The 22,821-nt window shown below is 38.5% G+C and carries 23 protein-coding genes and 1 pseudogene; 17 read left to right on the forward strand and 7 right to left on the reverse strand.

What is annotated here, in order from left to right; all coding sequences use genetic code 11:
- Nucleotides 1-192 precede the first annotated feature (192 nt).
- The 6 genes from H8Z82_RS00395 (at nucleotide 193) to H8Z82_RS00420 (ending at nucleotide 3,786) form a co-directional block, all read left to right on the forward strand.
- On the forward strand, nucleotides 193-780 hold the full coding sequence (locus H8Z82_RS00395) for a helix-turn-helix transcriptional regulator (RefSeq protein WP_243176355.1): 588 nt from the start codon (nucleotides 193-195) through the stop codon (nucleotides 778-780).
- A gap of 162 nt (nucleotides 781-942) precedes the next feature.
- On the forward strand, nucleotides 943-1,998 hold the full coding sequence (locus H8Z82_RS00400) for a helix-turn-helix domain-containing protein (RefSeq protein WP_186993911.1): 1,056 nt from the start codon (nucleotides 943-945) through the stop codon (nucleotides 1,996-1,998).
- Nucleotides 1,999-2,175: 177 nt separating this feature from the next.
- Nucleotides 2,176-2,424 (forward strand): type II toxin-antitoxin system prevent-host-death family antitoxin, encoded by a 249-nt coding sequence (locus H8Z82_RS00405; protein ID WP_021905858.1) that lies wholly within the window; start codon nucleotides 2,176-2,178, stop codon nucleotides 2,422-2,424.
- Nucleotide 2,425: 1 nt separating this feature from the next.
- Nucleotides 2,426-2,725, forward strand: coding sequence for a type II toxin-antitoxin system RelE/ParE family toxin (locus H8Z82_RS00410; RefSeq protein WP_025581298.1), 300 nt, complete (start codon nucleotides 2,426-2,428; stop codon nucleotides 2,723-2,725).
- A 43-nt stretch (nucleotides 2,726-2,768) separates the two neighbouring features.
- Entirely contained in the window at nucleotides 2,769-2,990 is a 222-nt protein-coding gene (locus tag H8Z82_RS00415) for a hypothetical protein (protein WP_025581299.1), read from the forward strand.
- On the forward strand, nucleotides 2,983-3,786 hold the full coding sequence (locus H8Z82_RS00420; protein ID WP_186993912.1) for an LPO_1073/Vpar_1526 family protein: 804 nt from the start codon (nucleotides 2,983-2,985) through the stop codon (nucleotides 3,784-3,786). Before H8Z82_RS00415 ends, H8Z82_RS00420 begins: the two co-directional genes overlap by 8 nt.
- A gap of 544 nt (nucleotides 3,787-4,330) precedes the next feature.
- On the opposite strand, the gene H8Z82_RS00425 is transcribed toward H8Z82_RS00420, so the two are convergent.
- From H8Z82_RS00425 to H8Z82_RS00455, 7 genes are all read right to left on the reverse strand, one after another.
- The gene (locus tag H8Z82_RS00425) at nucleotides 4,331-4,528 is read right to left on the reverse strand and encodes a mobility-associated LCxxNW protein (RefSeq protein WP_186993913.1); all 198 of its coding nucleotides are present in this window, start codon (nucleotides 4,526-4,528) and stop codon (nucleotides 4,331-4,333) included.
- Nucleotides 4,521-5,300 carry an IS21-like element helper ATPase IstB gene (gene istB, locus H8Z82_RS00430; protein ID WP_186993914.1) on the reverse strand — a complete coding sequence of 260 codons (780 nt, stop codon included), beginning with the start codon at nucleotides 5,298-5,300 and terminating at the stop codon, nucleotides 4,521-4,523. The genes H8Z82_RS00425 and istB overlap by 8 nt, the downstream gene beginning before the upstream one ends.
- Nucleotides 5,297-6,850: an IS21 family transposase gene (gene istA / locus H8Z82_RS00435; RefSeq protein ID WP_186993915.1), complete on the reverse strand. Its 1,554-nt coding sequence runs from the start codon at nucleotides 6,848-6,850 to the stop codon at nucleotides 5,297-5,299. Before istA ends, istB begins: the two co-directional genes overlap by 4 nt.
- Nucleotides 6,851-6,952: 102 nt before the next feature.
- Entirely contained in the window at nucleotides 6,953-7,981 is a 1,029-nt protein-coding gene (locus H8Z82_RS00440) for a site-specific integrase (protein ID WP_186993916.1), read from the reverse strand.
- Between the two features lie 334 nt (nucleotides 7,982-8,315).
- Entirely contained in the window at nucleotides 8,316-8,870 is a 555-nt protein-coding gene (locus H8Z82_RS00445) for a helix-turn-helix domain-containing protein (protein WP_186993917.1), read from the reverse strand.
- A 13-nt stretch (nucleotides 8,871-8,883) separates the two neighbouring features.
- Nucleotides 8,884-9,897, reverse strand: a complete 1,014-nt coding sequence (locus H8Z82_RS00450; RefSeq protein WP_186993918.1) for a hypothetical protein — start codon at nucleotides 9,895-9,897, stop codon at nucleotides 8,884-8,886.
- Between the two features lie 42 nt (nucleotides 9,898-9,939).
- On the reverse strand, nucleotides 9,940-10,314 hold the full coding sequence (locus H8Z82_RS00455) for a hypothetical protein (protein WP_186993919.1): 375 nt from the start codon (nucleotides 10,312-10,314) through the stop codon (nucleotides 9,940-9,942).
- A gap of 418 nt (nucleotides 10,315-10,732) precedes the next feature.
- Here H8Z82_RS00455 and H8Z82_RS00460 point away from each other — a divergent pair.
- From H8Z82_RS00460 to H8Z82_RS00505, 11 genes and pseudogenes are all read left to right on the forward strand, one after another.
- Nucleotides 10,733-10,924: pseudogene (locus H8Z82_RS00460) on the forward strand (tyrosine-type recombinase/integrase); the annotation flags it as partial.
- Nucleotides 10,925-10,942: 18 nt separating this feature from the next.
- Nucleotides 10,943-11,410 carry a plasmid mobilization protein gene (locus H8Z82_RS00465; protein ID WP_408609992.1) on the forward strand — a complete coding sequence of 156 codons (468 nt, stop codon included), beginning with the start codon at nucleotides 10,943-10,945 and terminating at the stop codon, nucleotides 11,408-11,410.
- A 71-nt stretch (nucleotides 11,411-11,481) separates the two neighbouring features.
- Nucleotides 11,482-11,772 (forward strand): hypothetical protein, encoded by a 291-nt coding sequence (locus H8Z82_RS00470; RefSeq protein ID WP_186993921.1) that lies wholly within the window; start codon nucleotides 11,482-11,484, stop codon nucleotides 11,770-11,772.
- The gene (locus H8Z82_RS17525; RefSeq protein ID WP_279289706.1) at nucleotides 11,769-11,897 is read left to right on the forward strand and encodes a hypothetical protein; all 129 of its coding nucleotides are present in this window, start codon (nucleotides 11,769-11,771) and stop codon (nucleotides 11,895-11,897) included. Before H8Z82_RS00470 ends, H8Z82_RS17525 begins: the two co-directional genes overlap by 4 nt.
- Nucleotides 11,898-11,945: 48 nt before the next feature.
- Complete coding sequence (locus H8Z82_RS17645; RefSeq protein ID WP_330607785.1) at nucleotides 11,946-12,263, forward strand: DUF3368 domain-containing protein; 318 nt, start codon at nucleotides 11,946-11,948, stop codon at nucleotides 12,261-12,263.
- A gap of 368 nt (nucleotides 12,264-12,631) precedes the next feature.
- Nucleotides 12,632-14,098 carry an ATP-binding protein gene (locus H8Z82_RS00480; RefSeq protein WP_186993922.1) on the forward strand — a complete coding sequence of 489 codons (1,467 nt, stop codon included), beginning with the start codon at nucleotides 12,632-12,634 and terminating at the stop codon, nucleotides 14,096-14,098.
- Nucleotides 14,099-14,206: 108 nt separating this feature from the next.
- On the forward strand, nucleotides 14,207-17,584 hold the full coding sequence (locus tag H8Z82_RS00485; RefSeq protein WP_186993923.1) for a UvrD-helicase domain-containing protein: 3,378 nt from the start codon (nucleotides 14,207-14,209) through the stop codon (nucleotides 17,582-17,584).
- Between the two features lie 606 nt (nucleotides 17,585-18,190).
- A complete protein-coding gene (locus H8Z82_RS00490; RefSeq protein WP_186993924.1) occupies nucleotides 18,191-19,087 on the forward strand; it encodes a helix-turn-helix domain-containing protein in 897 nt (298 codons plus the stop codon).
- Nucleotides 19,088-19,197: 110 nt separating this feature from the next.
- Complete coding sequence (locus tag H8Z82_RS00495) at nucleotides 19,198-19,971, forward strand: NifB/NifX family molybdenum-iron cluster-binding protein (protein WP_019163193.1); 774 nt, start codon at nucleotides 19,198-19,200, stop codon at nucleotides 19,969-19,971.
- Nucleotides 19,972-20,108: 137 nt separating this feature from the next.
- Nucleotides 20,109-21,065, forward strand: coding sequence for a glutamine-hydrolyzing GMP synthase (gene guaA / locus H8Z82_RS00500; protein WP_334298244.1), 957 nt, complete (start codon nucleotides 20,109-20,111; stop codon nucleotides 21,063-21,065).
- 309 nt (nucleotides 21,066-21,374) lie between these two features.
- Complete coding sequence (locus H8Z82_RS00505; RefSeq protein WP_186993925.1) at nucleotides 21,375-22,760, forward strand: sodium-dependent transporter; 1,386 nt, start codon at nucleotides 21,375-21,377, stop codon at nucleotides 22,758-22,760.
- Nucleotides 22,761-22,821: the final 61 nt, after the last annotated feature.

Below are 22,821 nucleotides of genomic sequence, written 5' to 3' on the forward strand. Positions count from 1 at the left end.
GGGCAGTCGAAAGGCTACTCTTTACAAATATGAAAATAAAAATTGCTGAAAAGGCATGAGTATTGTAGTGTAAAACTCTTTTGACATTGTGTTTTCCGTTAAGTAAAATATCTTTGATAGACAGATAATGAAAAAATGATTATTCTTGGCTCAGATCAAGAGAACAAATTACTTGCGAAGGGAGGAAATTATATGGAGCTGAGTATACAGATAAAAAAATACCGAACAGAGCTTCATCTATCACAGGAGGAATTGGCAGAAAAGGTATATGTAACAAGACAGACAATTTCTAATTGGGAAAACGAAAAGAGTTATCCTGATATTCATAGCTTGTTACTTCTTAGTTCATTGTTTAATGTATCTCTCGATCAATTAATTAAAGGAGATATAGAGAAAATGAAAGAAATTATTAGCGAGCAAGAAATTAAAAAGTTTAATTATTATGGTTCCATCTATACAGTTCATTTGGCCGTGTTGATTATGTCGGCAGTACCTTTGTTTATGTGGCTCGGAAGGTATGCGTATATTCCGTTTGGGATTTTATTTATTATTACAATGTACTGGGCGTTAAAGGTTGAAAAACTAAAAAAGAAAAATGATATACAAACCTATAAGGAAATTGTTGCATTTACGGAGGGAAAAAAATTGGATGAACTTCATAAGGCAGTTGAAGTGGGAAAACGTCCTTATCAAAATATATTAAAGGTTATTATCAGTGCGGGTGTTACAGCGATGATTTGCTTCTTGATTGGAGTACTGATACACTTATTTTTGAATTAATTGAATTTAAGGATATCTTGATCTGCCGAATTATAAAATAGAGCATTTTTCTCGCAGATTTTAACCGTTAGTTAAGAAATCGAAGCCATAATTAAACGAAAGCTCAATTGTAAACACATATTAGAAATACTATAATGAGAATATAAACAGGAGGTAGGAACAATGCAAATTGGTGAGAAGATAAAAAACTATCGGAAAACTGCGGGATTAACTCAAGAACAGGTGGCGGATTATTTGGATGTTTCTACTCCTGCGGTAAATAAATGGGAAAAAGGAAACACATATCCAGATATATCATTACTTCCGGCACTTGCTCGATTATTAAAAATTGATATGAATGAATTATTTTCGTTTCGTGAAGAATTGACCGAAAAAGAGATTGGACTATTTGTGAATGAACTTTCGGAAGTTTCATTGGACAGCTTTACAAAGGCTTTCGAGATGGCATCTCGTAAAATACAGGAGTATCCTCATTGCGACTTATTAATTTATAAGATCGCAACTGTTCTGAACGCATCTTTGACTTTGTCAGATCATAATGACGAAGAACGAATGGAATATAATACAGCTATCATTGAGTGGCTGGAACGAACAGCAGATAGTCAGGACGAAAGAGTGAGAAATTCAAGTGTTTTTATACTTGCAACGAAATATGTCCAAATGGAGAAATATGAAGAAGTAAATGTCCTTTTGAAAAAAATTCCTGATACTGTAATTGATGCAACGATTATGAAAACAAGTGTACTAGCGCATCAGGAAGGAACAGATACTGCTGCGTTATTCTTGGAGGGAAAATTGCTACAGGCAGTTATCAATATCCAAAGCTACTTGTATAAGTTAATAGAAATGGAAGAAGAGACAGGAAATCATGATAAAGCAGAGAAAATTGCTGAGATTACAGATCAAATGATATCACTGTTTGGACTATGGAATTACGGCAACACAGTGCCATATCTGCTGATTGCTGGATATCGAAAAAACGTAGAAAAATGTGTTCAATTAATTAAGCAATTATTAAGTGAATCACAGAAGCCTTGGAATATGACACAATCCCCTTTGTATTACAGGTATGAAGATACTGCACAGGGAAAAGCCTTTTCGGGACTTGGAAAAAATTTCGTTCGTGAGTTGTATTCGGAAATTGAAAATAAGAAAGAGTATGAATTCTTAAGAGGGAATAAGGAACTCGAATCAATTTTTGAGGAACACTTGAAATAAGTTGTAAAAAAGATATAGAGATAGAAAAGCTGTAAAAATTCACGTTGAATTTTACAGCTTTTTGTGTATAATAAAAGTAACAGAAACAATATGAATATGGACTGCATAGTAGGTTGTGCTCATGAGCGAGAAGCGAATGCGAATGTCCGCTTTATCAAGGAAAGGAGCTGAAAAAATATGGCAAATATTTTACCAGTGTCTGATTTGAGAAATTATAATGAAGTTCTGAAGAACTGTCATAAAGGAGAACCAGTATATCTGACAAAGAATGGCAGAGGACGTTTTGTAGTTATGGATATTGAAGACTATGAGCGTGATCGTGCAGAGAAAAAGCTTCTCCTGAAGCTGCAGGAAGCTGAAGAAGCAGTGAAAGATGGCGAAGGTTGGCTGGATCTGGACGAACTGAAAGCACTTGTGGGGGAATAAGATGTTAAAATTGCGGATCAATCCGATTGTTGCAAAGGATCTTAAGAATATCCGGGATTACATTGCCGAGGATAATGAAGAGTATGCAGCAAAGACCATAAAGGAAATTTACGGTAAATTTGAGAATCTTCAGATGTTTCCGGGAATGGGTTCAGATCTTTCAAAACGAGTCAGCTTTCGGACGGACTATAAATATGCGATATGGGAAGATTATGTGATTATTTACAAAATAGGAAAAGAGTATGTAGAGATTTATCGTGTGATTAATAGGTATCAGGACATTACAAGGATTTTTGAGTAAGATTTATAATACTTAAAAAGCCGGTGCATGAGGAAGCATAATTATGGATAAAGTAATAATTTGGGTTAATGAAAACAAGGAATGGTTTTTTAGCGGTATTGGAGTAACTATTGTAACATTGATATTTGCAGCAATAAGAAAAGTATTTTGTAAGAAAAAGCAAGAAAAAAAGCAGACAAGGATAGAGCAAGTTAATTATGGTACAAAAAGTACTCAAATAGGAATTCAAAATAACTATTATACGAAGGAGAAAAGCGGTGAGTGATGAAACAAAAATAATACAAAAAGCAGCACTGGGATCTGATACAACACAGATAGGGGAACAAAATAATTATTATGGTATGACAGCGGAAGAAGCGAGCAATTTAGCTATAAAACTGTTTATGGATAATTTCCCCAGACTGCAAGAGGAAGCAAAAAAGATTGCTAAAGAGCGAGCAGAGGAATTATGTGAAGATATAGTAGACAAACTAGAAAAACAAGGGAAAACAAATTTCTCTGAATTTTCAGATCCGGACATTCAATATATTTTAAATAAGTCACATCAGGAGTATGCACGATTCGGAACTCAAACATTACGTGATTTGTTAAGTAATCTTATTGTTAACAGAATAAATTATGATAATGACTACTATATGAAAATCCTTTTAGATGAAGCTGTAGAAATTGTAAAATCACTATCAGAAGTGCATTTAAATTATCTTTCACTAATATTTTTATGTAAAGAAACAAGGATGAATTCTATTAATTCTATTGAATCACTTAAAGAACATTGTGAATATATTTGCTCAAAAATGCCAGTTACAAATGAAATAAAGAGTAGTATCCCCTTTTTGAATATGCTTAGATTATTAACTATTTCTTTAGGAAGTGCAGCCGAGGTGTATGCTAAAGGATACAATTTGGATGTAGGCAAGGTTAAAGAAATACTACCATTAGCAATGAATAGTATTCCAGAGGATTATAGTTTAACTCCTGTAGGCATTATAATTGCAATTATAAATATACGCAATAAAACAAATTTAAATTTAGACTTTAAAATATGGATAAAATCGGTTTGAAGAAATATTGAAAAATTGTCTTAGGAAAATGATAACATATATTTGATAACAAAATGATAACACCGTTCAGTACAGCCTATGGATTTAGGAGAGTAGAACACATATAAAACCAAATAGAACCATAATGCCAATACTAAAAAGTATAGTGACAAGATTTTGTTTGCGAGTTTGAATAATGAGCAAAATCCCAGAAGCCCTTTATTTGCAAGGGTTTCTGGGATTTTATTTTTGTCCGTGATGCTGCGGTGATGTTAATTGGGAGAAAGTGTCTTATTTTTGGGGATTTTTTGTTCTTATATGATGTTATATGTTTCATTCGTTTTTATCTTCTACATTATCATTTATGGATCTTACTTCATTGAGAGCGTCAGCAAGTTTCCTGTCTTTTCCTGGATACAAATGAGCATAAACTTTCCAGGTTGTTTCCGGTGATTCATGTCCGAGTGAGTATTCCGATTAAAACGAGCACCTTTTTCGGGAATTCAGAGCACTCTTTTCCAGAAAAGCAAAGCATACCTTTCCGGAACAGAGTGCAATTCATTTTTTAGTATTCAGGCGGGACAGCTATTCCATGTCTGGTAAGTAACTCCTGTAACTGGCCGATATATTCCCGCAGATGCTGGATCTCTATCCAATTACCATGGCATAGCTCATTCGCCTCTTCTAATTCATAGCGAAGTAACTCATAATCGGCCTGTTTAATACATTTATAATCTTTGCAGAAGGAACAGTGCTCATTCATTGGCTACTCCTTTCTGGGAAGCCTTTATTCCATGGCGTTCCCGCATAGATACGCGGCCATCGATCATTACTTGATAAGAATTATGAACGATTCGGTCAATAATGGCTTCGCAGATTGTAGCATCGCATTCATTCCCTATTCGGCTGTACCAGCCAGCAGGTTCGAACTGTGTGCAGAAAATAACAGATTCTTTTATACTGCGTGCTTCAATGATCTCCAGTAATTCCCTGGTCTGTTCACTGGAAACAGGACTCAGCAGGAACTCATCCAGGATCAGAAGGTCAATCTTTTGATAAGCCTTGATCACTTTTTTCAATGTGCCATCACCATGTGCGATTGCAAGTTCGTTTAAAAGATCTGGAAGCCGGATATAACGGACTTTAATAAAGTTTCTGCAGGCGGCGATACCTAATGCGCATGCTATGTAAGTTTTTCCATTTCCGGATGCCCCTTTCAGTATGATATGATGATCATCCGTTATATAATGGCAGGTCGAAAATTCAAGCATCTGTCCTTTATCCAGATTTCTGTCAGGGTGATATTCAATTGCTTCTACACTGGCATTGGGATATCTGAATTCGGCATTACGGATGAGTTTTTGAAGTTTTGAGTTTTTACGCCTCTCCCATTCCCTGTCGACCAACATACCAAAACGGTCTTCAAAAGATAAGTTTTGATATGTAGCAGCATCAGTACATTGGTTTTCAAATGCCTCTGCCATAGCAGACAGCCGCATTTCATGGAGTTTATCTAATGTTGACTGTCGGATCATGAACGGTCACCTCCTCCTTTGTAATAAGAGGCTCCCCTGGTAATGCCATATTTAGAGCTTTCTTTGTTGGATATTCGAACAGGATCCGTTGTCAGGGCAACTTTATCCTGACCATTTTTGAGGATCGTACTGATATTTTTCAAGCTGGGGCTCAGTGTGTAACTAAGCGCTTTGGTACAGGCATTCTCCAAACGTTCTGTACCATAACGGTCAGCAAGTTTCATCAGTGATGCACAGGATTTGTATCCCTGCCGCTCTACTTTATGCATAAACAGGAAATGTTTTATCACAAGGAGTGTAGAACGTCCCATATTTTTTCCCCAGTCAAGGAAACCTTCTGTGCTGTATTCCAGAAATCTCCGATGATTTTCGGGCATATGTTCTGGTATGTAGATTGGTTCGGCCGAATACATTTTTCGCACATGAGATGCTATGCGGTTGTTTTGATAGAAAACCTCAATGCTGTTTTCAGTAGTTCGGATATCTACTTTTTTACCGATGAATTCATATGGGACAGAATACTTGCAATCCCCAACAGTTATGAGATAATCAGGTTGTATGGTGGCAGTTGACCAGACGGCCGTTTCATACGGGGAGGCGGGTAATGGCATGAGGAAGTCCTTTTCTTCTTCAATAAAAGCGGATAACCGGCTTCCCTTCTTTTTCTGAAAAGGTTTGGCATTGAATTCTTTCAGCTTTTCATGGATAGCCTTATTAAGTTCTTGAAAAGTAAAAAACCTTCTGTTGCGAAGTGCTGCAAGGATCCATGTTTCCAACACTTTTACAGTACCTTCTGCATTGGGTTTATCTTTCGGCTTTACAGGTCTGGCAGGAATGATTGCTGTTCCATAATGTTCTGCCATTTCGTGGTAAGAACGGTTAAGGATAAGTTCAGTCCGTGTATTTTTGATCACACCGGTCTTTAGATTATCCGGAACAAGGATACGGGTCACTCCGCCAAAGAAGGAATACGCATGTACATGTGCTTCTATCCAATGATTCGATTTCATATCCGGGAAAGCTTCGGCATATCCGTACAGGCTGCATGGGAGGACAGCAACAAAAATATATGCCGGTATTTCGCAACAGCTGGAAGTATCATACACTTTAAGGGTATCTCCGATCCAGTCAACTTCCATAGTTTCTCCCGGTTTACGTTTGATTCGTAGAGTTGCTTTCTTTGATGCAGCATAAGCATGGTATTTTTCATTGAATTGCGTATGTTGGTAAGGGATTGTATGTTCTGCTTCACATTTTGCACAGTATTCTGCCCATAAAAGAGAAAGGGTAACTCCTGGCTTGGCAAGCTCGTTGTAGACATACTCATAATCAGGGAGTCTTCGTCCTTCATTTGTACCTCTGTCCGGATAGAACAGATGCTCAATGTCATTGTTTGTCAGAGTGTCAGGAACAGGCCATTCAAGAGAATGTGATCCTGCGAGCTTGAGCACTTCAGAAACTGTGTTGCGGGAACAACATAAACTGTTAGCAATGGCGACATTGCTGAATTTTAGGCTTTTCAGCCTGATGATTTCTCGATAATCAATCATGGTTATCGTCCTCCTATAATGAATTTACACATCTTCATGTGTATGGATTCATTATAGAGGAGTGCACTGTAGAACGGAAATGTCTGCACTGAAATATCGGATTTAGGTGCTTTGAATTTCCGAAAAGGTTGCACTATTTAAACGTAATATACATCCGAGTCGGTCTGAAATCTCTTTTATAGAAAATTTCATATCGATCAGCATACTTGCATGGGAATGCCGGAGATCGTGGATCCTGATTTCTGGAAGACCAGATCTGACAGTTGCCCGTTTAAATTCTGACCGCATTCCGGACTTCTGGAAGTAGAAGATGCGTTCGTCCGGCTCTATAGCCATACTGGCAACATAGTCTTGGAGTTCTCTGTACAATGACTGAGGAATGTTCACGACACGCTTGCTCTTTTCGGTTTTTGGTGTCTGGAAGTATTGTTCGCCTTTTATCACCACAAAATTCTTATTAATGGATACGGAGCAGTCCGGCAGGATATCCGCCGGAGTAATGGCTAGAACCTCTGCAGACCGAAGCCCGCCATAGAACATGAGGCTGAATGCCATCCGGTATGCGCTTTTCTTTTCAAATGTCAGGAAGTAATCGAACTGTTCTCTTGTCCAGATGTTCATTTCATCTGCACTGCTTTTCCCGATCGCACCGGCCGCAAGGCACGGGTTACTCCGTAGCTTATAGTATTTGACGGCATAATTCATGATAGCGGACAGCTGATTATTGATAGTCTTCAGATACGTCTGAGAATAAGGGTTCCCCTTTTCGTCCCTGTAATTAATCATGGCATCTTGCCATCGATGGATTACGATCGGAGTAATGTCACCGATCTTCATATCTTTAAAGAATGGCAGCAGTTTCATATCAATCAGATATTGTTTATTTTCCAGAGTGGTCAGCTTCAGCCGGGAGCTGCAGTCTTGCATATAGTTCTTGATCAGAGCAGAAAACAGGATATCTGGATCCTTTGCGCCTTGTGCCAGAAAGTCACGTTCCCATTCTACAGCCTCTTTTTTGGTAGAGAAACCTCTTTTACATTTATGTTGGCGCTTGCCAAGCCAATCTTCATAGTAAAAATTGGCATACCATTTTGTCTTTCCATCTTTGGTGAAATACTTATAAGCCGGCATCTGAATCCTCCATTATTAAACAAATGTGTCAAACAAATGTAATCAACAAATGTTTGACAAAAATGTTGAATATAGATATAATGTACTTAACAAGAGAGCCGTTGGTCAGCGTACACCTGACCGCCGGATAAAACAATAGCTAAAAATAGCGCCTTATCTTACCAGGACGAGGGCGCTATTTTTTATGCATTAAATTGATAACAAGAGTTACAACTGCACAAAGCATAATTACAAAAGTAAATAAATCACCATATGTAACCATCAGCACCAGCCTCCTTTCACAAAAGTGTCCGGCGGCTGACATAACACCCCAACGGTTCCCCAGTTAAATATACTATTCTGTTTTTTCTTCTTCCATATTCTCCATCATTCCCAAAAAGATACGTTTTCCCTTCTTGGATAACTGACGGTACCGCAGGATGATATCCTGTTCGTCTTCTGAAGCAATGGCACAGCTGTAGTCAGAATTACCCACAAGGTAATCCATAGAGGTGTCAAGGGCTTTTGACAGGCTTGCAGTGGCATCTATTCCCGGAACAGTCTTTCCGGCCAGAATGTCACAGCAGGTTTCCTCTGTCAGCGTTGATTTTTTGATCAGGTCCGGAAGACTCATCTGCAACTGAGCCAAACGGGCTTTTGTTCTTGCTTGCACTGCGGAAACTTCTTTCGGATCCGCAACAGCATATCTTGAAGTAGTCCGGCCAAGAATGTAATCTGCTGGCACACCGAAGCATGCAGCACTGCGATTAACAAATTCTGTTGATGGGAAAGAGTAGCCTCTTTCGACATTCGATACTACTTGGGCAGAAAAACCTATTGCTTTTCCAAGTTCGGACTGACGCAGATTAGCCTCAGCCCGCAATTCTTTTATTCGTTCACCAATTGTCATAAAATCTCCTTGATTAGTTCGCCGGGTCGTACTCGTATCCGCTTTCGGAAGCCGATATATAACCTAATGGGCTTGTCACACACCCTTCACCATCTAATTCGCCATATGTTCCAAGACCAGTGAAAGAATTGGAAAATACTATTCCAGTTCCGTCATCGCATATTATAGAAAACCAGTTATATCCACTATTTTTTATTTTGTTTTCAAGAAAAGTTGCGTATCCGTTTTCTGAAATCTGCGACAAGACTTCTTTGGGTATAACAATATATGCACGCTGTCCAATTACATCAGTACCAATTCCGTTTGTTACATCAGCGCACATTATAATAGCATTTAACAATCGCTGATCGTTTTCATTGTCTGTAGCCGGAATAGAACCTGAGGGCGAAGTGTCTAAATCAGAAGTAGTTGTACTACTGTCAAGCTGTTCTTTTAACAAAGCGTTTTCTGCTTTCAACTCCTCAATTTGTTTCTTTAATTCTTCCACCGTTTTCAATAGTTCTGTGTTTGCAGTTCCTTGGCTCTGAGCTGGTGCTTGAGAAAAAGCATCTTTTTGAATTTGTAATGGATATGAAGCACCCGTGCCAAATGGAAATTCCGAAAAAGTTGTATTTAATACTTGAAAATCATTTATTCCATAATCTGTTAAATCCTGTTCTCTGAAATGAAATTTAGCAACTCCTTTTTTCCCTGCAGCTATACAAGCACCCCCAGAATATATGGTGATTTGAAAACCATCTATGTCTGAACCGTCTAAACCAAAGTTAAAATCATGATCTGAATGATTTTGGATCATAAACTCTATGGTGTAATTTCCTCTTTCGTAAAAAATACGTTGTACATTTACTGTATATTCTTCAGTATCACAAATTAGAGAAACAGGAGATTCGGCATCTATTCTTATGGTTCTATTGTCTGCAATAGCAGGTGCAGTTTCAGAAGCAGCGTATACAAAAAGATTATTTGAAATAAAAATATTTGAAATAAGATTACTTGCCAAAATGATAGCGACTACTTTTCTTCTCATATGTTTATTTCCCTTTCCTGCTCCGGTACCACTCGAAGCTTATTATTTTGCTTTCTTAAGAGGCTCGACAGTATCTTCTTCCTGCCGCTTTAAACATTTTATGTACCCCTTCAATTCACCTCGAAATTCCAACTGCGCATCATGCGGAAGCTGATGAATCAATGCCAACCATTCAGAATCTTCAGAGAGAGTGCTTTGATTTGAATTTCTTTCTTTGCCCGTAAGCAAATAATCACTAGACGCACCTAAAAATTCACAGATTGGGATTAATATTAAAAATGTAATAAACAAATGTTTAATGCAAAACAAAAAAAGAGAGAGTTGCATCGATGATAAATCGGAGAGCATTGCTTTATTGTTTTCTTCAATCATGGCTGCCACAGCAATGATAAGAGTCTCAGCAGATGCTTCCGACATAACAGTGTTTCCGGCAGGAATACCGTTTCTTAATAATTAAGAAAGAATCCGGCGGTTTTGTCACCATAACGTTTAAGTCCAATTCTTCTGAGATTATCAATCCAATTATCCATGATAACTCTTTTCTGATTATTTTAATGCAGTCGCAAACAAATGTAAACAACAAATGTAACCTGAATTATTCACGGAACAGTATCTGAACTGATAATTGTACCATGAATCCGAAAATTGACCTATGTAGCCTAAACATCGCTCAATCAATCTCCAAAAAGGGTATAAAATCCCTGTGGCAGAGTTCTGAGCGGTTATTAAGCTGTCAAGGTTCGTTAATAGTTGCTATTCCAGCTGTACATTCAGCTTACCTATATTTGAAAGTGTCTCATAGAATTCATTTTTATAAGGGCAGCTGCTACACAGCTTACATGATCTGCGACACTCTCACGCCAGCTTGCTGATTTCTAAACTTGGAGTACAGCCTAATCTGGTAGCGGACAGACTAGGACATGAAAAGATTCAGACAACGTTATCTACATATTCTCATTTGTATCCAGACCAGTCACGAAAGCTGGCAGATCAGTTGGAGAAGTTAGTGGAAGCGGATGAAAATTAATGGAAGGAGCCGAAAAATATGCCAAGGCAACACAGCAATCCAACAATAGCGTTTCGTCCTACGCAATGGGAAAGGTCAATGATTGAAGAACGAGTAAAAGCCAGTGGGTTGTATAAGAAAGATTTTATTGCAAGAAGCTGTATCTATTCCAATATTGTTGTAGTAGGAACAAAGCAACGTGTACAGTACCTTGTAGAAGAATTACGAGAAACACAGATTGTTATGAAAGAGATCACTGAGCAGATTCTGTCCGGTGATTTTTCCATATCTGGGGAAAGTTACAAGGAGCTTAAAGAAGATTATATGGCGTTTATGATTACAATGGTGGATATTCTGAATGGAGCTGCTTATTTATTTGATAAGAAGCCAGATTCCGATAACAGGCATTGGAAAGAACAGAAGGAGATTCAGGAGTATTGCGAGGCAATCAGGGAAGATATTGCTAGTAAAAATGGCACAGTGGAGCAGATAAAAAATCAGTTGTAGAAAATCCAAATAATGGATATAATATAGGAAAGAAAACGAATATGGATTTCTAACAGAAAGGACGTGATATTATGGTAACAACAGAATCTGTAACTATCAAAGTTCCGGTAGGAATGTCAAAATATCTGGTAACTATGAATCCGGAAACAGAGCTTACCCGAAATGCACTGTTGCTGTATCCATATATACTGAATCAGACGATATCTCATGGTCGTGCGGCTGAAATTCTTGGCATCAGAAAATCTGAGTTGATTGATCTGTATGATAAGCTGGGATATTCCTATTTTGATATGACGATGTATGATCTGGATGATGAACTGAATACTTTCAGAGAGCTTAAAAAGAAGGAGGCTGCGGTATGATCGTCGTATCAGATACAACACCGCTGATATCACTTCTTAAAATCAATCGTATAGATTTGCTGGAAAAATTGTTTGGAGATGTTCTGATTCTGCAGGCAGTATTTGATGAACTGACAGCCGATTAACGTTTTCAGCTTGAAGCGAATCGGATTAAACAGACGAAATTTATCATAGTGAAGCCTGTAAATAATCCAGAATCCGCCAGTATATTAAAAAGAGCCACAGGTCTTGACCAGGGCGAGAGTGAAGCGATTGTTCTGACAGATGAATTAAAAGCAGATCTGTTATTGATGGATGAAGCAAAGGGAAGAAACGTATCAGCACAGATGGGGCTTAGAATCATGGGGACGATAGGGATTCTTATGGCTGCCTATGAGGAACACGAATTGACTTCAGATGAGGCCAGGGAATGCGTGGATGGTCTGCAACGTGCCGGACGGCACATCGGACAGCGACATTATCAGATGCTGTTAAGCAGACTGAAAGATTAAAAACTTCTGGTTCTATAATAGTACCGTGGTTCTGGATTGGTTCTAAAAAGTTCTGAAACGAGATGCAGGATAGGAAAAAATTGAAAATAGTAGTAAATCTGACGTCTGTACCAAACCAATTTTACACCATGTTACAGAGAACGGAGTAGAGTTTGAATAATTTCTAATTTGCATAAGATATTTTACGTAGCAGGTAGTCGATAAGGTTGCCTGCTATTGTTTCACTTATTCTTATTTGCTGAATTCTAATATTATAAATGTTGTCAATAAAAATGTTTGATTAATGTTTATGATAGGGTACAATATAATTAGCAAAATAAAATATCGCACCAGTGGTGCGAGAAATAATGAAAAATGGGGTATGAAAAATGGCAAGAGACACATTGTTTTCTGGAGAATCAAAAAATATTGAATACAAAATCACTTTACCAGATAAAAGTGAAAAGTACATGAAAACAATCGTAGCTTTTGCCAATACTCAGGGCGGAAAGCTGATTGTAGGTATAGATGATAAAACACACGAGATTGTGGGTGTGGCAAACGAAATATTATTTCAGTTGATGGATGGAATTGCCAATGCTATTTCAGACTCTTGTATGCCGCAGATTATTCCGGATATTGAACCACAGACAATAGATGGAAAAACGGTTATTATTGTGTCCGTAGAAGCTGGAAAGAATCGCCCATATTATCTGAAATCAAAAGGAAAAGAGAATGGTACCTATATTCGTGTGGCAGGTACATCCAGACAGGCATTTCCAGAAAAGATTAGAGAACTTGAAATGGAGGGTGCCAGAATTTCTTGGGATGAACTTACTTGTGTAGGCTATCCTGTTTCAAAAGAGGCAACAGAAAAGCTTTGTAGTGACATTGAAAACTTTCGGGAAAAAGCTGGAATGGCAGAACGTTCAGTGAAGAAAGAGCAGCTTATTAACTGGAAAATTCTGAAACAAAGCGAGGGGCAGCTATTGGCAACGAATGCCTATGCATTATTAACTTCTGACTATTTTCCATTTTCTAAAACCCAATGTGCAGTCTTTAAAGGAACAGATAGGGCAGTATTTCTGGATAAGAGAGAATTTATAGGACCAATCTATACACAGATTGAATCAGCAGTAGATTTTGTTTTGAGAAACATAAGACTTGGAGCAACAATTGATGGCTTGGTGAGAAAGGAAAAATATGAACTTCCGCCAGAAGCAATCAGAGAAATGATTATCAATGCACATTGTCATCGAAATTTATTGGACGAATCTTGCATTCAAGTTGCAATATATGATAATCGACTGGAGGTGACTTCTCCGGGGGGACTGTACAATGGACTGACATACGAGGAAGTCATGAATGGTCATTCTAAAATCCGAAATAGAGCAATTGCCAATATTTTTAGCCAGATGGGACTGGTAGAAGCATGGGGTAGTGGGATAAAAAGAATTCTTAATGCTGCGAAGGAATATGGACTTCCAGAACCAAAATTTCAAGAATTCGATAATATGTTTCGGGTAGAATTATTTAGAAATAATTCTATGACAGAGTCGGAAAAAGAAGCCGGAGAAAGTTCGGAGAAAGTTCGGAGAAGAGTCGGAGAAGGTTCGGATATAATTAGAGGTTATGAATTGTCAGATACACAGAAGAAAATTGTGAATCTTCTTCTCTATGATAGGCAGCTATCGGCAGCAAAAATAGCAGAACAATTAGGTATGGGAAGCCGGAGCATAGAAAAAAATATTAAGAAATTAAAAGAACTTGGTATTCTTATCCGGCATGGTTCTCCTAAAAATGGATATTGGGAAGTTATAGATTGTGGGAAAAAGAACAATGAAGATACCGAATGATTATATGGAAGGCTTATAGAAAGTACTTTTAATTGTAGCAAGATAATAACAGTTTATTAATGTTTAAATGCACAAAAAATAAGGAAGATAAAAATCAGGAGACCAGCTATGAAATTTTTGGATGCGATATTCAAAAAGAAAAAAGAGACGGAAACTACTGCGAATACACCCGTATTAAAATCAAAAGAAGCTCAGAGCCTTAAAGAATTAGAGGGATTTCTGTGCAAGTTGCAGGAAAGTGACCACTATATTGCGAGAAGTGAATATTATGAGCAGGTCGGTGGATATGCAGAAACGGTTTCCTTTATGCGGAAGATGGACGGGGAGGATATGCTGGAGGATTTTTGCAGTAAAAATGGGCTGTCTCCGGAGAATGTGCAGGAGCTGTGCACAAATTATGAAAACATTATATCTTTTGTGGATAATATAAATGAGAATTATCTTTCAAGAAAGAAACAAGAAGAAAAAGAGTATCTGGATAACATTTTGAAAGACATAGATCCTGATATTTGTCTGGATGAAAATCAGAGAGAGGTAATTCTCTCTGATGAGGATTATGGGTTGGTCGTTGCCGGGGCAGGTGCGGGAAAAACAACAACTGTTGCGGCAAAGGTTAAATATCTGGTGGAGAAACAACATATTGATCCGTCACAGATTTTAATAATTTCTTTTACAAATAAAGCCGTGAATGAGTTGCGGGAACGAATTAATAAAGACTTAAATATTCCCTGTCCGATTGCAACATTTCATTCAGCAGGAAATGCGATACTTCATAAGAATGATCCGCAGAATCTTAATATTGTAGATTCTAATAAATTGTTTTTTTGCATACAGAGATACCTGAAAGATAAAATTTTGCGTGATCCGGTTATGGTGAAGAAACTGGTATTGTTCTTTGCGTCATATTTTGATGCGCCTTATGAAGGTGATGATATTAATGATTTTTTTAATCATGTGGCACATGCAAATTATGCGACTATGCGAAGTGAACTTGAAGATTTTCGGACAGAAGTAATAGATCGTAAAACACGAAATAAAGTAACAATTCAGAATGAAGTAGTACGTTCTTATCAGGAAGTAGAAATTGCTAATTTTTTCTATCTTAATAATATTGATTACGAATACGAACCTGTATATAAATATAATATTATGCTGTCCCGTAAACCGTACACTCCCGATTTTATTATCCGTCAGAATGAGCAGGAGATATATATTGAACATTTTGGAATTACAGAAGATGGTCACAATTCGCTTTATACTGAAGAACAGTTGGAAATGTACAAAAAGGCAGTAAATGATAAAATCCTTTTTCATAAAAAACATGGAACAACACTTATTTATACATTTTCTTCTTATAAAGATGGACGAAGCATTTCTGCACATCTGGAAGAGAAACTGCTTCAGCATGGAATTGAACTGAAACGCCGTTCTGATGAGGAAGTGGCGAAAAAATTAGTATCTTCGGAAGAAAACAGATACATTAAGAGATTGATTATACTGGTATCAAATTTTATTCGAAATTTCAAAGTAAATGGATATGATGAAAATGATTTTGCAGTATTGAATCAGAAAACAGATAATGTAAGAACAAAATTATTTCTGGAGATCAGCCAGGCATGTTATCTGGAATACAAAAAGTGGCTGATTGAAAATCATGCAGTGGATTTTGAGGACATGATCAATGAGTCTGCCCGTGTTTTAAATAATGTAAAGGAAATGAAGCAGAAACTGGACTTTAAATATCTGATTGTTGATGAATATCAGGATATTTCGCGGCAGAGATTTGATCTGATTAAAGCTTTTTCGGAAGTGACATCAGCGAAGGTTATGGCGGTTGGTGATGACTGGCAATCTATTTACGCATTCAGTGGTTCGGATATCACTCTTTTTACAAAATTTGAAGAAAAGATGGGATATGCCAGACTCATGAAAATTGTTCATACATATCGAAATTCGCAGGAAGTCATTGATATAGCGGGGAATTTTATTCAGAAAAATACTTCACAGATACGTAAATCCCTCATTTCACCAAAGCATATTGAAAATCCTGTGCTTATTTATACATATGACAGTACAATGAAATCTCCGAATGCGAATAGAAGAAGTGGGGCAGATTATGCAATTGCTTATGCAGTGCAGACATCGCTGGAACAGATTATAAATTATGCAAAAAAAGATGGAAAAGATCCGTACAGTTTAAAAGTACTGTTGCTGGGAAGGTTTGGGTTTGACGGACAGCGTCTGACCAGAACCGGTATGTTTGAATATATTAATCGGGGATCGAAAGTTAAGTCAGTAAAACATCCGCAGATGAATATTACCTTTATGACGGCGCATGCGTCCAAGGGATTGGGGTATGATGAGGTAATTGTAATTAATGGACGTAATGAAACTTATGGATTCCCATCAAAGATTGAAGATGATCCTGTTTTGTCACTGGTTGTAAAAGAGGACAGGAGCATGCAGTATGCGGAAGAAAGACGCCTTTTTTATGTGGCGATGACTCGAACAAAAAACAGAGTTTACTTTATAGCTCCGGAGCAAAATCCATCAGAGTTTCTTCTTGAAATTAAGAAAGAATATAAAAATGTTTCACTTTGCGGGAACTGGTCAGAAGAGCCGATTGTTTTGGATCGAAAAAGATGTCCGGTATGTGGATTTCCCATGCAGCTCAGATACAAACCGGCGTATGGACTGCGCCTGTATATTTGTACAAATGAACCTGAAGAATGTAGTTTTATGACAAATCATATTATGGGTAAAAAGCTGGGAATTATGAAATGTCCCGACTGTCAGGACGGATATTTGATTGTAAAATTCAGCGAGAACAGACAGTATTTTCTGGGGTGCACGAATTATCAGAATAATGGAAAGGGTTGTAATAAAACATTATCTGCAAAAGAATATTACAAGCTTATGGGCTATGATGTTACCGAACTGGACTGGTTACCAAAAAAGGAAATAAAGAAAGAAAATGCGAAACCACAGCAAAAAACAATTGAATATGTAAGCCATAATGAACAACATAAAAATGATAATTGGGAACAGAAAATTCTGGATAAAAATGCCGATTCTGAAAATAGCCGCAAGAAGTATCCGAAATATAAAGGTCACAGCTTGTTTGAAATTATTGAAACGATCATGAATGCATTGGTTCATATAAGTGAAAAGAAATATTTTGGTGTGTCGATACTGACTGGAGTTTTGCGTGGATCAAATGCGGAAAAAATAAAAAAGAACGGATTGGACAAAGTAAAAGAATATAATGCATTATCATATTTGACGGGAGAAGAAGTTACAAGAATGATCTACTGGTTGATTGGACGTCATTATATCATTAAGACCACCGGGCAATATCCGGTTCTCCACATTACAAATGAAGGATTGAAATATGCGGAACTGTTTACACCAAGAATTGCGGGAAATCTTCGGAAATGGTTGGAGACAGAAGCGGACAGACGGTTATTAGATGAGCAGGATATTTGATTTTCAGTCAGAAAAGTGGCTGAAAAGCAATACGGGGAAGATATATCAAGATGCAATCGACGTATATTACAAGATTCTGGAAAATAAGAAAAAAGGGAAAACAAAAAACAATTACAAGGACATAACCGTTACGAAAGATCAGATCTTATCGCAATAGAATGGCATAAAAGAAGCTTTTTGTGTATGCTAGAAGTAGCAGAAACAATTTGAAATCAAAGAAAGGAACTGAAAGAATATGATAACACCGTTCAGCACAGCCTATGGATATAAAGAAACTTTAAAGAACTCCATACCCGGGGAAATGCGGTAAATAAGCTGTTTCAAGCCGCTCTGAGAGAAAAGTTACAAAAGAATCTTATCAAAAGTATATCTGAAAAGACGCTGAGATGATTATTCCGGAACTGAGAGAAAAAGGCAGAAAGAAAAAAGTAAAAATAGTGCAGTATCCTGGAAGAGCCGGAAAGGGAAGTTTTTACAAGTGAGTTTGCTAAAGAATGCAAAGTGGGTGTGCGAAGGGACTGGCTTAAAAAGCATATTCTACCTTCGAGGGGTATGATTTTCCTCTAAAATAGAGTACGATTAATATAAAAAAGGGGAGGTAGATGGATGGATCTTATCAAAATTGGAAAATATATTGCAGGTAAGCGAAAGTCATTGGGTATGACACAAAAGCAACTGGCAGAAAAATTAGGTATGAGTGATAAGTCTGTTTCTAAATGGGAGCGAGGAGTTTGCCTACCGGATGTATCTGTTTATAAAGAACTTTGTTCAATTCTTGGTATTAGCCTCAATGAGTTTCTTGCGGGAGAAGATATAGCCCAAGAGAACATGATTCACAAGTCAGAAACAAATATTGTTGAAGTAATCAGAGATAATATAGATAAACAGAAATGTCTAAAGGTTATGAAATGTATATTATTAGTCATATCTATCTGTGCGGCATCAGTAATCGGATTTACCATATACCGTCTGAAAAAACCACAGAATTATATTTCTCCTGTTGCAAAGGATAGCATAGAAATGCAGACGGTAGAACTGCTTGCTGGACCAGATGGAGTATTCGTCTACAAGTTTATCACAACGGATGAATATAAAAAACTCAGATTACATATTTATCGATACGAATCAGGAAAATTGAGTGATCAGGACAAAGTTGAAATGGGATTTGAAGATATTGGTTCGCCCAAAAGTGGCGAAATCGTAATGGTGCCTGATTTCGATAATTATGTAATTAAATTAATTATTTCTGGAGATGGTAGTAAGTTGTCAACTGAAATTCCTATTTTAGAAAATGTAGAAGATAGAGAATACTATGGCAGAGCAGCAACTGAAATAAAAAATGTCGTAGACATTAGATACAATAAGCAACAGCCACTTATTGCCTTTGTTTATGATAATGACGAAATGAGTGTTCCAACTTTAGACGATTTTATAAATAACCAAACAGATTTTCTTTCAAAAAATGATTATGTGTATTATGTAGCATATGAATTTTGTAAGTAATAAATTTGATAATATGTTTCAAATTAAAAAGGCATATGTCAAAAAAAGTTATTGACATATGCCTTTTATAGGGCTATTCTTATATAAGAAAAGCAAGAAAGGAGCAGTCTATGCCAAGACCAGTAAAATGCAGAAAAGTCTGCCATTTTCCCAATGTTTTAGAATTCCTTCCGGCAGATGATACGGAGAAAAAAGCACCCATTGTTCTGACGGTAGATGAGTATGAGACAATTCGTCTTTTGGACAAGAAAGGTTACAGTCAGGAGCAGTGTGCAGTATCTATGCAGATCGCAAGAACAACAGTTCAACGAATTTATGAGATCGCCAGGAAGAAAATAGCAGATGCACTTATTGATGGACATCCCCTTAGAATTGAGGGTGGGGATTTCAGAATCTGTGATGGTCAGAGCAGTAACTGCAGTTTTGGAGGGTGTTACAAACAGGAGATTTATCAAAAATATGCAGTGGAAAAAGGAGAAGGTATTATGAGAATAGCAGTAACATATGAAAACGGACAGATTTTCCAGCACTTTGGACACACAGAAACATTTAAGATTTATGATGTAGAAGAGGGGAAAGTGGTACATTCAGAGGTAGTAGATACCAATGGAAGCGGACATGGTGCATTGGCGGGAGTTCTTAATGCATTAAATGCAGATGTTTTGATCTGTGGCGGAATCGGAGGCGGCGCGCAGACAGCGTTAGCGGCAGCAGGCATTAAGCTGTTTGGAGGAGTTTCCGGAGATGCGGATAAAGCGGTGGAAGCTTTTATTAATAAAACATTGGATTATAATCCGGATGTGAAGTGTTCCCATCACGAGCACAGCCACGGGGAAGGACATACATGTGGTGAGCATGGGTGTGGAAGTCACAGCTGTCATTAAGAAGGCCAAAGAAAGCTAAAATTGTATCATGGACTTTATTTTTTGTTGATTTTATGGTAAAGTTAATCCATCTATACGATTAAATGGATGAGGAGGAGTTTCCAATGAACGTTACTGAAATCAGACGTCCGGCTGACATGGAAAGAATTACAACACCAGAACTTGCGCAGGCTTTTATTGAAGAGCAGGTTGCGCTGATCAGAGAACAGGTAGGGGATAAGAAAGTTCTTCTTGCTCTCTCCGGTGGAGTGGATTCATCTGTTGTTGCAGCTCTTTTGATCAAAGCGATTGGACAGCAATTAGTATGTGTCCATGTAAATCATGGTCTGCTTCGTAAGGGCGAGCCAGAGCAGGTGGTTGAAGTATTCCGCAATCAGATGAATGCAAATCTTGTTTATGTGGATGCAACAGATCGTTTCCTGGACAAGCTTGCAGGAGTTGAGGATCCTGAGACAAAGAGAAAAATTATCGGTGGAGAATTTATTGAAGTATTTGCCGAAGAAGCCAGAAAGCTTGACGGAATTGAATTCCTGGCACAGGGTACCATCTGGCCGGATATTCTTGAATCAGAAGAAGGTATCAAAGCACATCACAATGCAGGTGGACTTCCTGAGGATATGAATTTTGAACTGGTAGAGCCGGTCAGAATTCTTTTCAAGGATGAGGTTCGTGTTGTAGGTGATGAGCTTGGTCTGCCTCATGGTATGGTTTACCGTCAGCCATTCCCGGGACCGGGACTTGGTGTTCGCTGTCCGGGAGCGATCACACGTGATCGTCTGGAAGCAGTGCGCGAGTCTGATGCGATTCTTCGTGAAGAGTTTGAGAAGAACGGTCTGGAAGGAAAGATCTGGCAGTATTTCACCGTTGTTCCGGATTTCAGATCTACCGGAATCAAAGATGGCAAGCGTGCTTTTGAGTGGTGCTGCATCGTTCGTGCAGTATGTACAACAGATGTTATGACAGCAACTGTTGCTGAGATCCCACATGAACTGATGGTTCACATTACGGACCGTATCACTCATGAAGTTGCCGGAATCAACCGTGTACTTTATGACTTTACACCAAAGCCAACCGGAACTGTAGAGTTTGAATAAGTTGAACGCAGATAAGCATTCCCCCGCTTCAAGTGCGCGGAGCACTAAGCGGTGAGTGAGGGGGATGCTTATGTCAGTGGGAGTTGAAAGCTCCCACTGACATATCGCGAAGCGACTGCGTTCATGAGCAAGTAGCGAAGCGGATTGCGAATGTCCGCTTTACCGCAGATCGCAGAGCGGATCTGTGCAGAGGGATATATAGGCAATAGTCTTTGACATTCCTGCTCCCTTTTGATACTATATGAGTAGAAAAAATTCAGACCTCCCCCGGGAGAAATTCGGAGGGAGGCCTTTCTAACGAGGTGTAAGATGAAAAACGAAAAAAATTCTACGCATAGCCACCACAGGGGGAGTTTTTCCGGCAGGATCGGTTATGTACTGGCAGTTGCCGGTTCAGCAGTAGGACTGGGGAATATCTGGAGATTTCCCTATCTTGCAGCGAAATATGGCGGTGGGATCTTCCTGCTGATCTATATTCTTCTGACAGCATCCTTTGGTTATGTGCTGATCATGTCAGAGACAGCTCTGGGACGAATGACCAGAAAGAGTCCGGTAGGTGCCTTTGCACATTTTGGGAAAAAGAAAGTCTTTAAGGTGGGAGGATGGCTGAATGCAGTGATTCCCATGCTGATCGTTCCCTATTACAGTACCATCGGAGGCTGGGTAGTTAAGTATCTGGTGGAATATTTCAAAGGAAATGTACAGAAAGTATCTGAGGACGGATACTTTGGAAGCTTTATCGCAGATTCCTGGCAGGCAGAGCTGTGGTTTATTGTTTTTGCTGTATTTGTCTTTGCCATTATTCTGGGCGGTGTACAAAATGGAATAGAGAGAATGTCAAGGATCATGATGCCGGTTCTGGTAATCCTGGCAGTTGTAGTTACCATTTATTCTGTCACACGTCCGGGTGCACTGGAGGGTGTGAAATATTTCCTCATCCCCAATGTGAAAAACTTCTCCTGGATGACGGTAGTGGCAGCTATGGGACAGATGTTCTATTCCCTGTCCATTGCAATGGGAATCTTATATACCTATGGTTCCTATGTTCCAAAGGATATGGATATTGAGGAATCTACCACACAGGTTGAGATTTTTGATACAGGTATTGCCATGCTTGCCGGCCTGATGATCATTCCGGCAGTGTTTGCTTTTTCAGGCGGAAACCCTGAGACTCTTCAGGCAGGACCGTCCCTGATGTTTATTACCCTGCCCAAAGTATTTGCAAGTATGGGGCTGGGTACTGTGACAGGAATTGTATTCTTTGTACTGGTACTGCTTGCGGCACTGACCAGTGCAGTTTCTCTGATGGAGACCAGTGTTTCCACAATCATGGATGAGCTTCACTGGGGACGTAAAGGAAGCTGCGCATTGATGGCGGTGGTTATGATCGTTCTTGGAACTGCTTCCTCTATGGGATATGGACTCTTGGATTTCATCCGTATCTTTGGAATGAATTTCCTCGACTTCTTTGATTTTGCCACAAACTCTGTTATGATGCCTCTGGCAGCACTTGCAACCTGTATTCTGGTACTGAAGGTAGTTGGAATTAACAGAATCACAAAGGAGATTGAGCAGTCCTCTCCCTTCCGCAGAAAGAAGCTGTACAAAGTATTCCTGAAATACTTTGCTCCTGCCTGCCTGATCATTATCCTGCTTAGCTCTATTGCCAATGTACTGGGAATTATAAGCATGTAAAATAAGAAATGCTCCGTTGCTTCGGCCGCGGGGCATTTTTATGTCTTGGTATTTACACCAA

This window comes from Blautia difficilis, from assembly GCF_014297245.1.
GTDB classification, from domain to species: domain Bacteria; phylum Bacillota; class Clostridia; order Lachnospirales; family Lachnospiraceae; genus Blautia_A; species Blautia_A difficilis.